At 72.3% G+C, this 14279-nt stretch carries 16 protein-coding genes; 4 read left to right on the top strand and 12 right to left on the bottom strand.

The genetic code is table 11. The features are described from left to right. Positions 1–23: 23 nt before the first annotated feature. Positions 24–818 (bottom strand): thioesterase family protein, encoded by a 795-nt coding sequence (locus tag CXR44_RS07665; protein ID WP_101784154.1) that lies wholly within the window; start codon positions 816–818, stop codon positions 24–26. 159 nt (positions 819–977) lie between these two features. Here CXR44_RS07665 and CXR44_RS07660 point away from each other — a divergent pair, with 159 nt between their 5' ends. Next, on the top strand, positions 978–2888 hold the full coding sequence (locus CXR44_RS07660; protein ID WP_101784153.1) for a DUF3352 domain-containing protein: 1911 nt from the start codon (positions 978–980) through the stop codon (positions 2886–2888). Between the two features lie 83 nt (positions 2889–2971). Here CXR44_RS07660 and CXR44_RS07655 read toward each other — a convergent pair whose 3' ends face one another. The 5 genes from CXR44_RS07655 to clpS form a co-directional block, all read right to left on the bottom strand. Then, entirely contained in the window at positions 2972–3919 is a 948-nt protein-coding gene (locus CXR44_RS07655) for a PLP-dependent cysteine synthase family protein (RefSeq protein ID WP_101784152.1), read from the bottom strand. Position 3920: 1 nt separating this feature from the next. Continuing rightward, complete coding sequence (locus CXR44_RS07650; RefSeq protein ID WP_101784151.1) at positions 3921–4193, bottom strand: MoaD/ThiS family protein; 273 nt, start codon at positions 4191–4193, stop codon at positions 3921–3923. 141 nt (positions 4194–4334) lie between these two features. After that, a complete protein-coding gene (locus CXR44_RS07645; protein WP_101784150.1) occupies positions 4335–4736 on the bottom strand; it encodes a M67 family metallopeptidase in 402 nt (133 codons plus the stop codon). Positions 4737–4746: 10 nt separating this feature from the next. Then, complete coding sequence (locus CXR44_RS07640; protein ID WP_101784149.1) at positions 4747–5271, bottom strand: DUF2017 domain-containing protein; 525 nt, start codon at positions 5269–5271, stop codon at positions 4747–4749. Between the two features lie 10 nt (positions 5272–5281). Then, complete coding sequence (gene clpS, locus CXR44_RS07635; RefSeq protein ID WP_101784148.1) at positions 5282–5584, bottom strand: ATP-dependent Clp protease adapter ClpS; 303 nt, start codon at positions 5582–5584, stop codon at positions 5282–5284. Positions 5585–5666: 82 nt separating this feature from the next. Here clpS and CXR44_RS07630 point away from each other — a divergent pair, with 82 nt between their 5' ends. Both CXR44_RS07630 and CXR44_RS07625 read left to right on the top strand, forming a co-directional pair. Then, entirely contained in the window at positions 5667–6905 is a 1239-nt protein-coding gene (locus CXR44_RS07630) for a nicotinate phosphoribosyltransferase (RefSeq protein ID WP_245898922.1), read from the top strand. A gap of 15 nt (positions 6906–6920) precedes the next feature. Further along, on the top strand, positions 6921–7490 hold the full coding sequence (locus CXR44_RS07625) for an isochorismatase family protein (protein WP_101784240.1): 570 nt from the start codon (positions 6921–6923) through the stop codon (positions 7488–7490). Positions 7491–7504: 14 nt separating this feature from the next. Here CXR44_RS07625 and CXR44_RS07620 read toward each other — a convergent pair whose 3' ends face one another. Continuing rightward, complete coding sequence (locus CXR44_RS07620) at positions 7505–7927, bottom strand: PIN domain-containing protein (protein ID WP_101784146.1); 423 nt, start codon at positions 7925–7927, stop codon at positions 7505–7507. Further along, positions 7927–8163, bottom strand: a complete 237-nt coding sequence (locus tag CXR44_RS07615) for a ribbon-helix-helix domain-containing protein (RefSeq protein ID WP_101784145.1) — start codon at positions 8161–8163, stop codon at positions 7927–7929. The genes CXR44_RS07620 and CXR44_RS07615 overlap by 1 nt, the downstream gene beginning before the upstream one ends. A gap of 152 nt (positions 8164–8315) precedes the next feature. On the opposite strand from CXR44_RS07615, the gene CXR44_RS07610 reads away from it, so the two are divergent. Beyond that, a complete protein-coding gene (locus CXR44_RS07610; RefSeq protein ID WP_180903217.1) occupies positions 8316–8888 on the top strand; it encodes a hypothetical protein in 573 nt (190 codons plus the stop codon). A 38-nt stretch (positions 8889–8926) separates the two neighbouring features. On the opposite strand, the gene CXR44_RS07605 is transcribed toward CXR44_RS07610, so the two are convergent. The 4 genes from CXR44_RS07605 to CXR44_RS07590 all read right to left on the bottom strand — a co-directional run bounded on the left by CXR44_RS07605 (position 8927) and on the right by CXR44_RS07590 (position 14264). Further along, entirely contained in the window at positions 8927–9301 is a 375-nt protein-coding gene (locus tag CXR44_RS07605; protein ID WP_101784143.1) for an STAS domain-containing protein, read from the bottom strand. Between the two features lie 112 nt (positions 9302–9413). Continuing rightward, the gene (locus CXR44_RS07600) at positions 9414–11165 is read right to left on the bottom strand and encodes a DEAD/DEAH box helicase (RefSeq protein WP_180903216.1); all 1752 of its coding nucleotides are present in this window, start codon (positions 11163–11165) and stop codon (positions 9414–9416) included. 133 nt (positions 11166–11298) lie between these two features. Further along, entirely contained in the window at positions 11299–12759 is a 1461-nt protein-coding gene (locus tag CXR44_RS38815) for a hypothetical protein (RefSeq protein WP_144069887.1), read from the bottom strand. A gap of 116 nt (positions 12760–12875) precedes the next feature. Further along, the gene (locus CXR44_RS07590; protein WP_101784141.1) at positions 12876–14264 is read right to left on the bottom strand and encodes an MFS transporter; all 1389 of its coding nucleotides are present in this window, start codon (positions 14262–14264) and stop codon (positions 12876–12878) included. Between the last annotated feature and the right edge of the window lie 15 nt (positions 14265–14279).

Below are 14279 nucleotides of genomic sequence, written 5' to 3'. Positions count from 1 at the left end.
TGCGGCGCGGGCGTCCCGGAGGGTTACCCGCGCCCCACCCGCGCCAGCTGGCGTGACTGGGCGACGAGCCGGCCGCGCGAGTCGCGCACCTCGACCTCCTCGTCGAACCAGCCGTCGTGCACCAGCCGCCCGCTGCCGATCAGCGTGAGCGGGCCCGGGGCGGGCAGCGCGCGCAGGTGCCAGGTCAGGTCCACGGTCGGCGCCCAGCCACGTGCCCCGGCGGAGAACACGACGGGCGGCATGGCGTCGACCGCGAGCGCCAGCACGTACGGGTCGGGGTCCTGCGGCTCGGCCATCCGGAAGTAGGCGCGCGACTCCGGCCGGCCGGAGGGCTCGCCCGTCAGCCAGCCGATCGTCGGCGGGTCGAACAGCAGCTCCATCTGGGCGTTGAGCGTCATGCCGGACTCCGGCCTGGGGTCGGGCAGCCTGACGCACTGCTCGGGCGGCGGCATCAGGTGCGGCGGCTGCTCGTCGGCGTAGGCGGGCGGACCGTCGCCGAGGGTGGCCGTGGTGACCAGGCACTCCATCTGTGCGGCGCCGTCCTGCACCAGCCTGGCGCGCAGGAACGCCACGGTCCGGCCGGCCTTGAGCCGCTCGACCTCCACCCGCGCCGGGCCGGCGACGGGGGCCCTGAGGAACTGCGCGGTCGTGCTGACCGGGTGCTCGAACGGCGAGGCGTCCACGGCCGCCCGCAGGACCACGGCCATGAGGTAGCCGCCGTTGAGCGGGCCGCCGATCGCGTACCCGGGGTCGAGGCACACGTCATAGGTGGTCTCGTCGACCCGGATCGCCTGCGTGGCCTCGTCGAACTTGGTCATCCGCGCCGTCCCCAACTCCCGAATGTTGTTCTAGTGCGGGACCAACCCTACGGCATGGGGGCAACTGGCATGCATCCGGACTTCAGTGCATTGCAAGCGCCCGTCTAGCAACATCAGCTACCTTCTCTGTGGTCATAAGTCCACATTGTGAGTTGAGTGATGACTGCGAATAATCCCCCTCATGGCCAGGATCCTGACCGGACCACGGCGTATCGCTGGGGCCAGGAGCAGGAGCCGGGTCACCCGGCGCCGCCACCGCACGGACAGCCGTATCCGCCGCAGCAGCCCTACCAGGGCCAGGGCGGCTACGGGCAGCCTGGCTACGAGCAGCAGGGTTACGGTCAGCAGGGCTACGGCCAGCAGCAGGCGTTCGGGCAGCAGCAGCCCGGCTACGGCCAGCAGAGCAGTTACGGCCAGCAGGACCCGGGCTACGGCCAGGCGGGCCAGAGCTACGGCCAGGCGGGCCAGGGCTACGGCCAGGCCGGCTACGGGCAGCAGGGCTACGGCCAGCAGGCCTACGGGCAGGCCGGCCCCACCCAGCAGCAGCCCGGCTACGGCCAGCACGACCCGTACGGCCAGGCGGGCGGGCAGCAGGGGCCCGACATGCTGGGCGGCCCCGGCGCGCCGCCCCAGAAGAGCCGCAAGGGCTGGATCATCGCGCTGGCGTCCGCGCTGGCCGTGGTGCTGCTCGGCAGCGGGGCCGTGTGGGCCGTGGGCGCCTTCGGCGGCGGCGGCACCCAGCCGCACGACGTGCTGCCCGGCAACGCGATCGCCTATTTCCGGCTCGACCTGGACCCGGCCGCCAACCAGAAGGTGGCGCTGTTCCAGCTCGCCCGCAAGTTCAGCGTGACCAAGGACTCCTTCAGCGGCGAGGACCCGCGCGAGGCGCTGTTCAAGGCCATGAAGAAGGACGGCGGCGACGACCTGGCCAAGGTCGACTTCGCCCGCGACGTGGACCCGTGGCTCGGCAGCCGGATCGGCGTGGCCATCCTGCCGCCCGAGGGCGGCAAGGAGCCCGGCTTCGCGGTGGCCGTCCAGGTCAAGGACGAGGAGCAGGCCAAGGCCGGCATCGCCAAGCTGATGGGCGACGACAAGTACGGCATCGCCTTCCGCGACGACTACGCCCTGCTCACCGAGGAGCAGGCGCAGGCCGACAAGCACGCCACGGGCGAGGCCACCCTGGCCGAGAGCGCCGACTTCGGCGACGACCTGAACGCCGTGGGCGAGCAGGGCGTGCTGTCCTACTGGGCGCACCTCGGCGAGATCGCGAAGATCGCCGGCGACGCCATCCCGGCCGAGCAGGCCGCCGCCGTGGAGCAGGTCAAGAACGCCCGCTTCGCCGGGGCGCTGCGCTTCGACAGCGAGTACGTCGAGCTGGCCGGCGTGGTGCGCGGAGCCGAGAACCCGATCGAGGGCGACACGGAGGCCGCCGACCTGACCAAGCTCCCCGCCACCACCGCGGGCGCGCTGTCGTTCTCCGGCCTCGACCAGACCGTCACCAAGAAGTGGGCGGACATCGAGAAGTCGCTCGGCTCCGGCGCCGCCGCCGACTTCAAGCGGGCCCTCGACCAGGCCAAGCAGCAGTACGGGCTGGAGCTGCCCGGCGACCTGGCCACGATGCTCGGCAAGAACCTCACGGTGGCCGTCGACAGCGAGGGCCTCGACACCCAGCAGGTCAAGGGCGGCGTGCGCATCATGACCGACCCGGCCAAGGCGCAGGCCGTGCTCGACAAGGTGCAGCAGGCGATCACCGCGAACGGCGGCGCCGCGCCGCAGATCGCCAAGGTCGCGGGTGACGGCACGTTCACCGTCGCCACCACCCAGGAGTACGCGAAGAAGCTGTCGGAGGAGGGCACGCTCGGCGACAGCGAGACCTTCCAGAAGGCGGTCGCCGACGGAGCGGACGCGAACTTCGCCCTGTTCGTCGATCTGGACAAGGTGGAGAAGCTCTACCTGGCCAACCTGCAGGGCGAGGAGAAGGCCAACGTGGAGGTGCTGCGCGCCGTGGGACTCAGCGGCAAGCAGAGCGCCGAGGAGGCCACGTTCTCGCTGCGGGTGCTGTTCAACTGACCCGGGAACGCGGACGGGCGGCCGGCTTCTCGCCGGCCGCCCGTTCTGCGTCCTTCCGTCCCTGTCGCCTCGGACTGGGGCCGCTACGCCCAGAGCTGCCCTTCGAGGCGCTCCTCGGCCTCCTCCAGGGTGCCCTCGTAGGCGCCGGTGGACAGGTACTTCCAGCCACCGTCGGCCACCACGAACACCACGTCGGCCCGCTCCCCCGCCTTGACGGCCTTGCGGGCCACGCCCAGCGCCGCGTGCAGGGCGGCGCCGGTGGACACCCCGGCGAAGATGCCCTCGGCCGTCAGCAGCTCGCGGGTGCGGCGCAGGGCGTCGGCGGAGCCGACCGAGAAGCGCGTGGTCAGCACCGACTCGTCGTACAGCTCAGGGATGAAGCCCTCGTCCACGTTGCGCAGGCCGTACACCAGCTCGCCGTAGCGCGGCTCGGCCGCCACGATCTGGACGCCCGGCACCCGCTCGCGCAGGAACCTGCCGACCCCCATCAGCGTGCCCGTCGTGCCGAGGCCGGCGACGAAGTGGGTGACGGTGGGCAGGTCCTCGAGGATCTCCGGCCCGGTCGACTCGTAGTGCGAACGCCAGTTGGCCGGGTTGCCGTACTGGTAGAGCATCACCCACGAGGGGTTGCGCTCGGCCAGCTCCTTGGCCCTGCGGACCGCCTCGTTGGAGCCGCCGGCCGCCGGGGAGGAGATGATCTCCGCGCCCCACATGCGCAGCAGTTGGCGGCGCTCCTCGGAGGTGTTCTCGGGCATCACGCAGATCAGTCTGTAGCCCTTGAGCTTGGCCGACATGGCCAGCGAGATGCCGGTGTTGCCGCTGGTGGGCTCCAGGATCGTGCACCCCGGCGTGAGAAGGCCGTCCTTCTCCGCCTGCTGGATCATCCACAGCGCCGGCCGGTCCTTGATCGACCCGGTCGGGTTGCGGTCCTCCAGCTTCGCCCAGACCCGCACGTCGGGCGACGGCGACAGCCGGGGCAGGCCGACGAGCGGGGTGCGGCCGACCGAGTCGATCAGCGAGTCGAAACGCATGTCACCCGCCGGCGACAGCCGGGAGGACGGTCACCGTGTCGCCGTCGGACACGGGCGTCCCGAGACCGCCGAGGAAGCGCACGTCCTCGTCGTTGAGGTAGACGTTGACGAAGCGGCGCAGGGCGCCCTGGTCGACGAGGCGCTCCTTGATGCCGGGGTGGGCCGACTCAAGGTTGCTGATCAGCTCGTCGAGGGTGGCGCCCTCGGCGGTGACGGCCTTGGCGCCGCCGGTGTAGTTGCGCAGGATGGTAGGAATGCGAACCTCGATGGCCATCGCGGTAGGTCTCCTCAGGTCTGGTCGTCGTCCCATCGGCGGCAACGCCGACGGCTGGCTGCGGAATTCCAGCTCAGCGACAGTCGTAGACGACGACGGCCGGAGTGTGCGCGAAGAGAAAGCTCTGCACAGGCCGGACCATCATGGGACAAACCTTACCTCTTCCTCGGTGACGACTCCGTCGAGGATCCGGTAGGAGCGGAACTCGACCTCCGCCTCGTCGCGGGTCGACACGAGGACGTAGTGGGCGTTCGGCTCGGAGGCGTAGGAGATGTCGGTGCGCGACGGGTAGGCCTCGGTGGCGGTGTGCGAGTGGTAGATCACCACGGGCTCCTCGTCACGGTCGTCCATCTCGCGCCAGACGCGGAGCTGCTCCATCGAGTCGAAGCGGTAGAAGGTCGGCGAACGCTCGGCGTTGGCCATCGGGACGAACCGCTCGGGCACACCGTCACGTCCCGCGATCACGCCGCACGCCTCGTCGGGATGGTCGGCCCGGGCGTGGGCGACGATCTTGTCGGCGAGTTCCTGGGAGATCTGGAGCATGGCCCGGAAGCTACCAGAGTGCCCGGACCAGGGTGTCCTGGAGGTAGGTCAACCAGTCGTAGATGACGTAGGTGGGGTAGCGGGGGTCGTCCTCCGACATGGCGGCGATCTCCTCGTGGACCTCCTCGGTCACCTCCAGCTTGGTGCCGAGCGCCAGCCGTAGATCGTTGAGCGCGCGCATCCACGCCTGCGCCTGCTCCGTCGTCAGCTCGGTGCGCCCCGACCTGGCCGTGTCGAGCATGGTGCGCGCGTCGGCGCGCTTGCCGTCGCGCAGGGTCGCCTCGGTGTAGCGGCGGAACTCGGCCGCGTCCCGCGCGTCCTCGTAGGCCGAGGGGAACAGCCGCGCCAGCACCGGGTCGGACGGCGCCTGGCCGTCGCCGATGCCCAGCGCGCGCTCCAACGGATCGTCACCGGTCTCGCCCGGCTCCACGAGGCCGAGCAACTCCGAGACCAGCGAGCGGAGGATCGCCACCTCCGCCGCCTCGAACCGCGCGACGACGACGCCGTCGCCCTTCGCCGAGAATCCCGAGCTCACCGGCGCCGCCTCACTTGACCGAGTCGGGCTGGACCGTCGCCCACAGTCCGTAGGAGTGAAGGATCTGCACGTCGCGCTCCATCTCTTCGCGGGTGCCGCTGGACACGACGGCCTTGCCCTTGTGGTGGACGTCCAGCATGAGCTTCTCCGCCTTCTCGCGGGTGTAGCCGAAGACGGTCTGGAACACGTAGGTCACGTAGGACATGAGGTTGACCGGGTCGTTCCAGACGATCGTCACCCAAGGCAGATCGGGCCGGACGTCCGTAGACGGACGCTCGACTGCGATTGGAGCGGTGCTACCCACATCCCCCATCCTGCCCTACCTCCGCCGTAGTCTTCGAGTCGTGACAATGCCCATGAGCACTGCGTTGCTTACAGATCACTATGAGCTGACGATGTTGCAGGCGGCCCTGCGCAGCGGCGCCGCCCACAGACGCGCCGTCTTCGAGGTGTTCGCCCGCCACCTGCCCGGCGGCAGGCGTTACGGGGTCGTCGCCGGGACGGGGCGTGTCCTTGACGAACTCGAACACTTCCGTTTCGGTGACGAGGAACTCGCCTACCTGCGCGAACGTCAGGTGGTGGACGAGTCCACCCTCGCCTTTCTCGCAGACTACCGATTTTCCGGAAATATCTGTGGATATGCGGAGGGCGAGGTCTACTTCCCCGCATCTCCGATCATGGTGGTGGAGGGCACGTTCGCCGAGGCCGTGCTGCTGGAGACACTGGTCCTGTCGATCCTCAACCACGACTGCGCCATCGCCTCGGCGGCCTCGCGCATGCGCAACGCGGCGGGCGGCCGCCCCCTCATCGAGATGGGCTCGCGCCGCACCCACGAGCGGGCGGCCGTGGCGGCCGCCCGCGCCGCCTACATCGCGGGTTTCGCCTCCACCTCCAACCTGATGGCCGGGCGCGCCTACGGCGTCCCCACGGCGGGCACCGCCGCCCACGCCTTCACGCTGCTGCACGACTCCGAACGGGCCGCGTTCGAGGCCCAGATCGCCTCCCTCGGCCACGAGACGACGCTGCTCGTCGACACCTACGACGTCGCCGAGGCGGTCCGCACGGCGGTCGAGCTCGCCGGGAACAAGCTCGGCGCCGTCCGCATCGACTCCGGTGACCTGGCGGCCGCCGCGCAGGAGGTGCGCGAGCAGCTCGACGCGCTCGGCGCCTTCGACACCCGCATCGTGGTCACCTCCGACCTCGACGAGTACGCCATCGCCGCACTCGCCGCCGCCCCGGTCGACGGCTACGGAGTCGGCACCTCCCTGGTGACCGGGTCGGGCGTGCCGACGGCCGCGCTGGTCTACAAGCTGGTGGCCCGCGAGACCGCCTCGGGCGACCTGGAGCCCGTCGCCAAGCGCTCCGTCGGCAAGCCGTCGCGCGGCGGCCGCAAGGAGGCGTACCGCCTGCTCGACGAGCGCGGCCACGCCGAGACCGAGCTGATCACCACCTCCGGCACGGCGCCCGAGGGCGGCGTGCCGCTGCTGCGCGAGCTGGTGCGCGGCGGGGAGGTCGTCGGCCGCGAGCCGCTCGCCGAGGCCCGCGAGCGGCACGCCCACGCCGTCACGCTGCTCCCCCAGGAGGCACTCCACCTCGGAAGGGGGTACGCGGCCATCCCGACGGAGTTCGCCTGACGTATCGTGATCCTCATGGGCAGTGCGCTGATCATCGTCGACGTGCAGAACGACTTCTGCGAGGGCGGCAGCCTGGCCGTCGCGGGCGGCGCGGAGGTCGCGGCCGCGATCACCCGCCACGTGGCCACCCACGACTACGACCACGTCGTGGCCACCCGCGACTACCACGTCGACCCGGGTGACCACTTCTCCGACCACCCCGACTACTCCCGGAGCTGGCCGGCGCACTGCGTCGCGGGCACGCCCGGCGCCGACTTCCATCCGGGGCTCGACGTCGCCGCGGTCGAGGAGATCTTCAGCAAGGGCGCCCACGAGGCCGCCTACAGCGGGTTCGAGGGGACGTCGGGCGACGGCGTCTCCCTGGCCGCGTGGCTGCACGAGCGGCGGGTGCACGAGGTGGACGTGGTGGGCATCGCCACCGACTACTGCGTCCGGGCGACGGCCCTCGACGCGGTCAAGAACGGACTGGCCGTGCGGGTGCTGCTCGACCTGACGGCGGGCGTGGCCCGCCACACGACCAACGCGACGGTCGCCGAGCTCGACGCCGCCGGCGCCACCCTGCGCGGCGCCCCCATGGTCGGCTGACGCCCCGCCTCCCGTCAGCCGTCGTCGGCGGGCAACACCGTGAAGGTGTCGCCCCAGAGCGGCTTCATCGTCCGGAAGTGGCGATGGTCGAGCGTGAGCACCCGCGTCGTGCGATGCCGCGCCGCGACCAACGCCACTGACGCATCGGTGATCCCGACCTTCATGCCCGCGTAGCGGGCGACGAGGTCGGCCGCCCTCGACACATCGTGCGACGACATGCCGACCAGCTCATAACCTCCCTCCCCGATGTCGCGGAGGAACTCGAGCTCCCGGTGGACCCCGACCCGGGTCAGGACCATGTAGTCCGTCTCGGCCAGCACGAAAGGGGACAGCAGGAGCGGTCCCCTTTCCGACTCCAGCACGCGACGTGCTTCCTTGTGGTGCGGCTGGTCGGGGCCGATGGCGGCGAGCAGGCCGCTGGTGTCGAGGACGAGCATCAGGCGAGCCCGTCCTTTCCGAAGCCCTCTTCGAGGATCTCGTCGATGCGCTCGGCCGTGAGCGGCTCGCCGCCCAAGTCGAACAGCGGGAGCCTCGGGCGGGGGCGTTCGCCGATGAGCTCCTGGCTCACCGCGCGAGTGATCGCCTCGCGCATGTAGTCGTCCTCGGTCATCCCGTGCCACCGGGCCGCCTCGGCGACCCGGTGCTTGATGTCCTCGGGAAGATACAGGCTCACGTCAGGCACCTTTCCACGGTAACGCGGCGTCCCCTGGACCCCGCCTCTCACTGTAGGTGAACGCCATGCAACACTCTGTCCATGTGATCGTCAACGGCGCCCCCAGCGCTCCGGGACAGAAGTAACACGGAGAGTCACAACTCTCCACCCGTATGCGAGGTCTTCTCATGCTCACCGTCTGCCTCGGCCTGGCCTGGCTGTCGCTCGGGCCGCTCGCGCTCTGGCTCCTCGTCCGCGGCCGGGTCCTGGCGCGTACGGGCGCGGTCGTGGTGCTGGCGCTGCTGGAGGGCGCGACGGTGGCGCTGCCTCCCGAGCGGATGCCGGAGGTGGCCGTGGCGCGCGAGAGCGTGCCCGAGCCGGTGACGGGGTGCGCGGAGCGGGATCCGTCGCCCGAGAGCGCGGCGCTGAGCGGGCACGGGGCGGCGCTGACCGTGTCCTGGCGCGCCGTGCCCGGCGAGTGCCCGACGGCCGAGGTGGTGGTGCGGCACGACGGCAGGCGGCTGCGGGTCTGGCTGCACGAGGGGCCTGCGGGTGGTGCGCGGGAGGGGGCGCGGGTGCTGCCCGTGCGCGTGGACGGGGACGAGGCGTCGCTGCGGATCCCGCTCGGCTCGCGGCCCGGTCGCGGCGGCGGGTACGTCGCGGTGGACGGCCGCACCGGTCACCGCATCCCCGGCCCGCGCCCCGGGGCTGCGGAGCCAGGCCGCGACTCCGCCCCGCACGCCTGACCCCGGGCGCCCGGGACGGCGACCGCCCGTGCGGGCCGTCAGGCGGTCATGGCGTAGCGGACGGCGTCGTCGAAGTCGTCGTACACGTCGAACGCGTTGCGCAGCCCCGTGATCGACAGCACCCGGGAGACCACTCCCTGCACGCCGCCCAGCAGCAGCCTGGTGCCCCGCCTCTCGCACCGCTGCAGCACGGTGACGAGCTCGCTCATGCCCACGGAGTCGCAGAAGGCGACCTCGCGCAGATCCATGATCATGAACGGGGTCGCGGGCTGCTCCCAGGCCCGGCGCAGATGCCCGCGCAGCAGCGGGACCGCGTCGACGTCGAGCTCGCCCTCCAGCCGCAGGATCAGGCAGTGCTGGAAGACTCCGGAGGTCACGACGAGCGCCGACTTGCCGGTGGCCCCGTAGGACATGGGTGCAACCCCTCCGCGCAGCGAGATCCAGCCAAGGGAGATGTTGCCGGTCCGGACGCCCGGCTAACGAAAGGTCACAGGCTTGTGACCAAACGCGACCCCGGCCGGGACATCACCGCCGCTGGGTGGCCCACTGGCGGATCTTGTCGATGCGTTCCTGGATCTGCTCGGCGGTGGCCTGCGCGATCGGCGGTCCGCCGCAGGCGCGGCGCAGCTCCGAGTGGATGACGCCGTGCGGCTGCCCGGTGCGGTGGTTCCAGGCGCCGACCAGGCCGTTGAGCTCGCGTCGCAGCTCGGCGATCCGCTCGTGCGGGGCCAGCCGCTCCTCGGCGGGCTCGTCGGCCTTCTTGCGCCGGGCCGCCTGCTGCTCGGACTGCCGTTTGCGCAGCAGGGTGGCGACCTGGTCGGGCTCCAGCAGGCCGGGCAGGCCGAGGAAGTCCTCCTCCTCGGCGGACCCCACCTCGGCGCCGGTGCCGAACTCGCCGCCGTCGAACAGCACCCGGTCGAAGGTGGCCGTCGTCTCCATGGTCTCGAACGGGAGCTCGTCGCCGACGACGTCGGGGTTGTCCTGCTTGCGGTTGGCCTGCTCCAGGAGACTGTCGTCGAGCCCGTCCTCGGGCGGCCTGCGGTTGAGCACGTGGTCGCGCTCCACCTCCATCTCGTTGGCCAGGCCCATCAGGGTCGGCACCGAGGGGAGGAAGACGGAGGCGGTCTCGCCGCGCTTGCGCGCCCGTACGAACCGCCCCACGGCCTGGGCGAAGAACAGCGGCGTGGAGGTCGAGGTGGCGTAGACGCCCACGCACAGGCGCGGGATGTCGACGCCCTCCGACACCATGCGCACCGCGACCAGCCAGCGGTCCTGGGAGGCGGCGAACGCCTTGATCTTCTTGGACGCGCCCGGGTCGTCGGACAGCACGACCGTGGCGCCCTCGCCGGTGATGTTGCGCAGGTGGCGGGCGTAGGCGCGGGCCGCCTCGTGGTCGGTCGCGATGACCAGGCCGCCGGCGTCGGGCACGCCGCGCCGCACCTCGGTCAGGCGGCGGTCGGCCGCCTGCATGACCTGGCGGATCCAGTCGCCCTTGGGGTCGAGCGCGGCGCGCCAGGCCTGGGAGAGCTGATCCTTGGTGAGCGGAGTGCCGAGCGTGGCGGCGATCTCGTCACCGGCGCGGGTGCGCCACTTCATCTCGCCGGAGTAGGCGAGGAAGATCACCGGACGGACCACGCCGTCGTCGAGCGCCGGGCCGTAGCCGTAGGAGTAGTCGGCGACGCTGCGCTTGAATCCCTCGGCGTCCTCCTGGTAGCCGACGAACGGGATCGGGTTGTCGTCGGAGCGGAACGGCGTGCCGGTGAGCTGGAGCCTGCGGGCCGCCGGCTCGAACGCCTCGCGGATGCCGTCGCCCCACGACTTGGCGTCGCCCGCGTGGTGGATCTCGTCGAAGATGACCAGCGTCTTGCGCGCCTCGGTGCGCGCCCGGTGCAGGGCCGGGTGCATGGCGACCTGGGCGTAGGTGACCGCGACGCCGGTGTAGTCGCGGGAGGTGGTGCCCTGGCTGTTCTTGAACTCGGGGTCGATGCCGATGCCGACCCGCCCGGCGGCGTCGGCCCACTGACGCTTGAGATGCTCGGTCGGGGTGACGATGGTGATCGCCCGGATCACCCCGCGGTCGAGCAGGTCGCTGGCGATGCGCAGGGCGTAGGTCGTCTTGCCCGCGCCCGGGGTCGCCACGGTGAGGAAGTCACGGGGCTCGTGCCTGGAATAGAGGTCGAACGCCTCCTGCTGCCACGCCCGCAGCTTGGGGGCGGTGCCCCATGCGGCGCGGTCGGGATAGGAAGGCGACAGGTGGGATGCGGCGAACGTGCTCACCGCATCACCTCTGGGGTTCGTGTGCTTCGCTCTCTCACAGTGACCCTAGGGTAATCGGGGGCACCGACAAGACGTGCCGTGCAACGGGGATCCTGGCCAAGGTCATCCTTGCGTGCTATGGGCGGCTGGTCGCTTATCGCACGCTCGACAGCAGGGTGTCCAGCGCCTGTCTGCGTGCGGGTTCGTCGGGCTGGAGCAGGCCGACGACGAGTACGGCGCCGCCGCCGCGCGTGAGCAGGATCACTCGAAGGTAGGCGGGCCGGTTGACCACGTCCTGGTACTCGGCGCGCAGGGCGCGGGAGTGGCCGCCGGGCACCTGCCGGTCGGCCACGACGGTGACGCGGTCGCCCTTGAGCAGCAGCCGGGAGTACAGTTCGGCCGCCTCCACCAGGGACTCGCGCGTCGTGCCGTCGAACGGCCTGGCCATGACGAGCGCGCCGGCGGCGTCGGTGGCAGCCGTGGTGAACCCGGTGACCGGCGGCACCGTCTCGGCGCGCCATCCGCCGGGCAGGGGGATCGTCACCCGGGCCCGCGGGTCGTGCAGCAGTCCCGGCTCCGCGGGTGCCGCGGTGAGCCGCTGGACGGCCACGACGAGGGAGGCCACGGCGGCGACGGCCAGGACGACCGCCAGCAGGGCCCCGGCGACCCGTCGCGGGCCCCGCCCCCGCGCCCTCCTGGACAGGCCGGGGTCGGCGGGCGCGCCGTACAGGCGGGCGGAGGGCGGCAGCGACTGCCACGGCGCCCGCGACCCGCCGTCGTGGCCGGGCCGGCGGGCGGAACCCAGGTCGAAGCGGCTGAGGCCACGGCGGAGGTCGCCGCCCATGTCCCCAGCCGGGGCATGGTCGCGGTCTGAGCCGCCGCCGGCCTCACGGGCCGAGGCACGGTGACGGTCGTCGGCGCGCTCGCGGGCGCGGTGGTGCCTGGGGTCGAGGGCGGAGTCGAGATCAGGGTCGAGGTCGGGGTCGGGGTCGGGGTCGGGGTCGGGGTCGGGGTCGAGGGCGAGGGCGAGGTCAGGGCCGGGGTCGGGGGCGGGGCCACGCCCGAAGAGCCTGTCGAAGGCGCGGCCCAGCGTGCGCTCGAAGGCGCGGTCCGTGCCGCGCGGCGTGGTGCGCCGGAGGCGGGGGTTCCACGGCTCGTCATCCGGCTCGTCGTCGTCCCACGCGCCTTCCGGGTCCCCCTGCCAGGAGCTGGGCCACCGGGCGTCGAGCTCGTCATCGCCGCCGGACGCGGGCCAGGCCGTCTCCGGCCGGGCGGGCGTGCCGGGCCCGGTGCCGCCGCGGGTGCCGCCGCGGGTGCCGCCACGGGTGCCGCCACGGCCGGGCCCGCCCGAGTCGTGCCCGCCGGCGTCGGGGCTGCGCGTGCCCTCGTGTGGGTCCGCGTCCGGCGCCGTGTCGCCGTGGCCGTCTGGCTCGGGATCGGGGGCGGAGGCAGAGGCGGGGGCGGGGGCGGGGCGGCCCGGCGGGGCGGCGCCGGGGCGGGCGGGGCCGTAGGGCCGTCCCCGGCGGGCGCCGGGTTCGCGGCCCGTGCCGTAGGGAGGAGTGCGGCGGTGCCTGGGGCCCGGGTGCGGGGGCCAGACACGGTGATCGTCCTCCATGGCGCCTCCTTGCCCGCTGTCCTATCACTCCTGGCGGCGCTCATCCGGAGATCTGTGACGGCTGGGACGGGAGATGCGTAATCGCTCTCGCGGGCCCGCCGGCGGGGACGGAGGTGCTAGCGGACGCGCTGGGCGAGCAGGGTGGTGGCGAGGGCGACGGCGGCCATGAGGAGGCAGATGACGACGAAGCCGCGGGCGATCTGAGTGGGGCTGTGGCCGATGAGGTTGATCAGCGCGCCGCCGATGCCGACGGCCAGCCCGGAGCCGAGCATGTCCGTCACCGCCAGGGCCGCGCTGTTGGCGCCCTGCTCGTTGGCGGGCGACTGCCTGAGCGCGGTGACGCTGACCGTGGTCATGCCCAGGCCCATGCCGAACCCGGCCACGATCCACGCCGGCACCGCGATCCAGCCGGTGACGCCGGGCAGGGCGGACAGCAGCGCCACGAGGATGCCCGCCGTGACGCAGGCGGCGCCCAGCCGTATCCGGCGGTACGGCTCCGCGGTGCGCCTGCTCTGCAGATAGGAGCCCGTGGACCAGCCGAGCGCGCCGGTGGTGAGCGCGATGCCGGCGGCCGTGGGGTCGAAGCCCTTGACGGACTGGAGCGCCAGCGGGATGAACATGTTCACGCCGAAGAACCCGGCCGAGAACAGCCCCCGCATCATGACGGTCGTGGGCAGCCCCCGGTGGAAGCGCAGCGCGCCGGGCGGGAGCAGCCGGACGAGCCCGTACAGCAGGAGGGCGCCGCCGACGGCCACGGCGGCGGCGCTCGGCGCCGCGGCCACGTGCAGCTTGTCCACGCCGTACAGCAGGGCGCCGCCGCCCACCGCCGCGGCGGCCGCGGCGGCCGTCATGGCCACCGGGCGCGAGCGCGGCCCGCTCGACGGCCTCGCCTCCTCGCCCTCGGGACGGCGTCTGAGCGCGGGGACCAGCATCACCAGGGCCGGGATCACGAGCGGGATGATGCCGTAGAACACCCACCGCCAGCCCCACGCGTCGGCGACGAGCCCGGCCACGGCCGGGCCGACCATGGCGGGCACCACCCAGGCCGCCGACAGCGCCGCGAACGCCTTGGGCCGTACCTCCGCCGGGTACACCCGGGCGATCATCACGTAGATGGCCACGATCGCGAAACCGGCTCCGAGTCCCTGGACGGCCCGCGCCAGCAGGAACAGCTCCTTGCCCGTCGCCGCGCCGGCCAGCCCCATGCCGGCCGCGAAGAGCACCACGCCGAGCAGGAACGGGACCGGGTAGCCGCGCCGGTCGGCCCACACGCCGGACACCACGTTGGCGAACAGGCTGGCGATGAGGAAGGCCGAGAAGCTCAGCCCGTACAGGTCCAGGGCCTGCAGTTGCTTCGACACCACCGGCATGACGACGCTGACGGACATGCCCTCGAAGGCGATCAGCGTGACGACGAGCAGGATGCCGATGGTCGCCGCGCGGTAGGGGGCGCTGAGGATGCCAGGGGGTGCGTACGGAGTGTCGAGAGCCTTCGGTGCTGTCACTCCGACATCCTAGGG

Source organism: Nonomuraea indica (genome assembly GCF_002850745.1).
GTDB classification, from domain to species: domain Bacteria; phylum Actinomycetota; class Actinomycetes; order Streptosporangiales; family Streptosporangiaceae; genus Nonomuraea; species Nonomuraea indica.
Note: the sequence above shows the minus strand (reverse complement) of the source record. Positions and strands in the feature narration are given on the sequence as shown.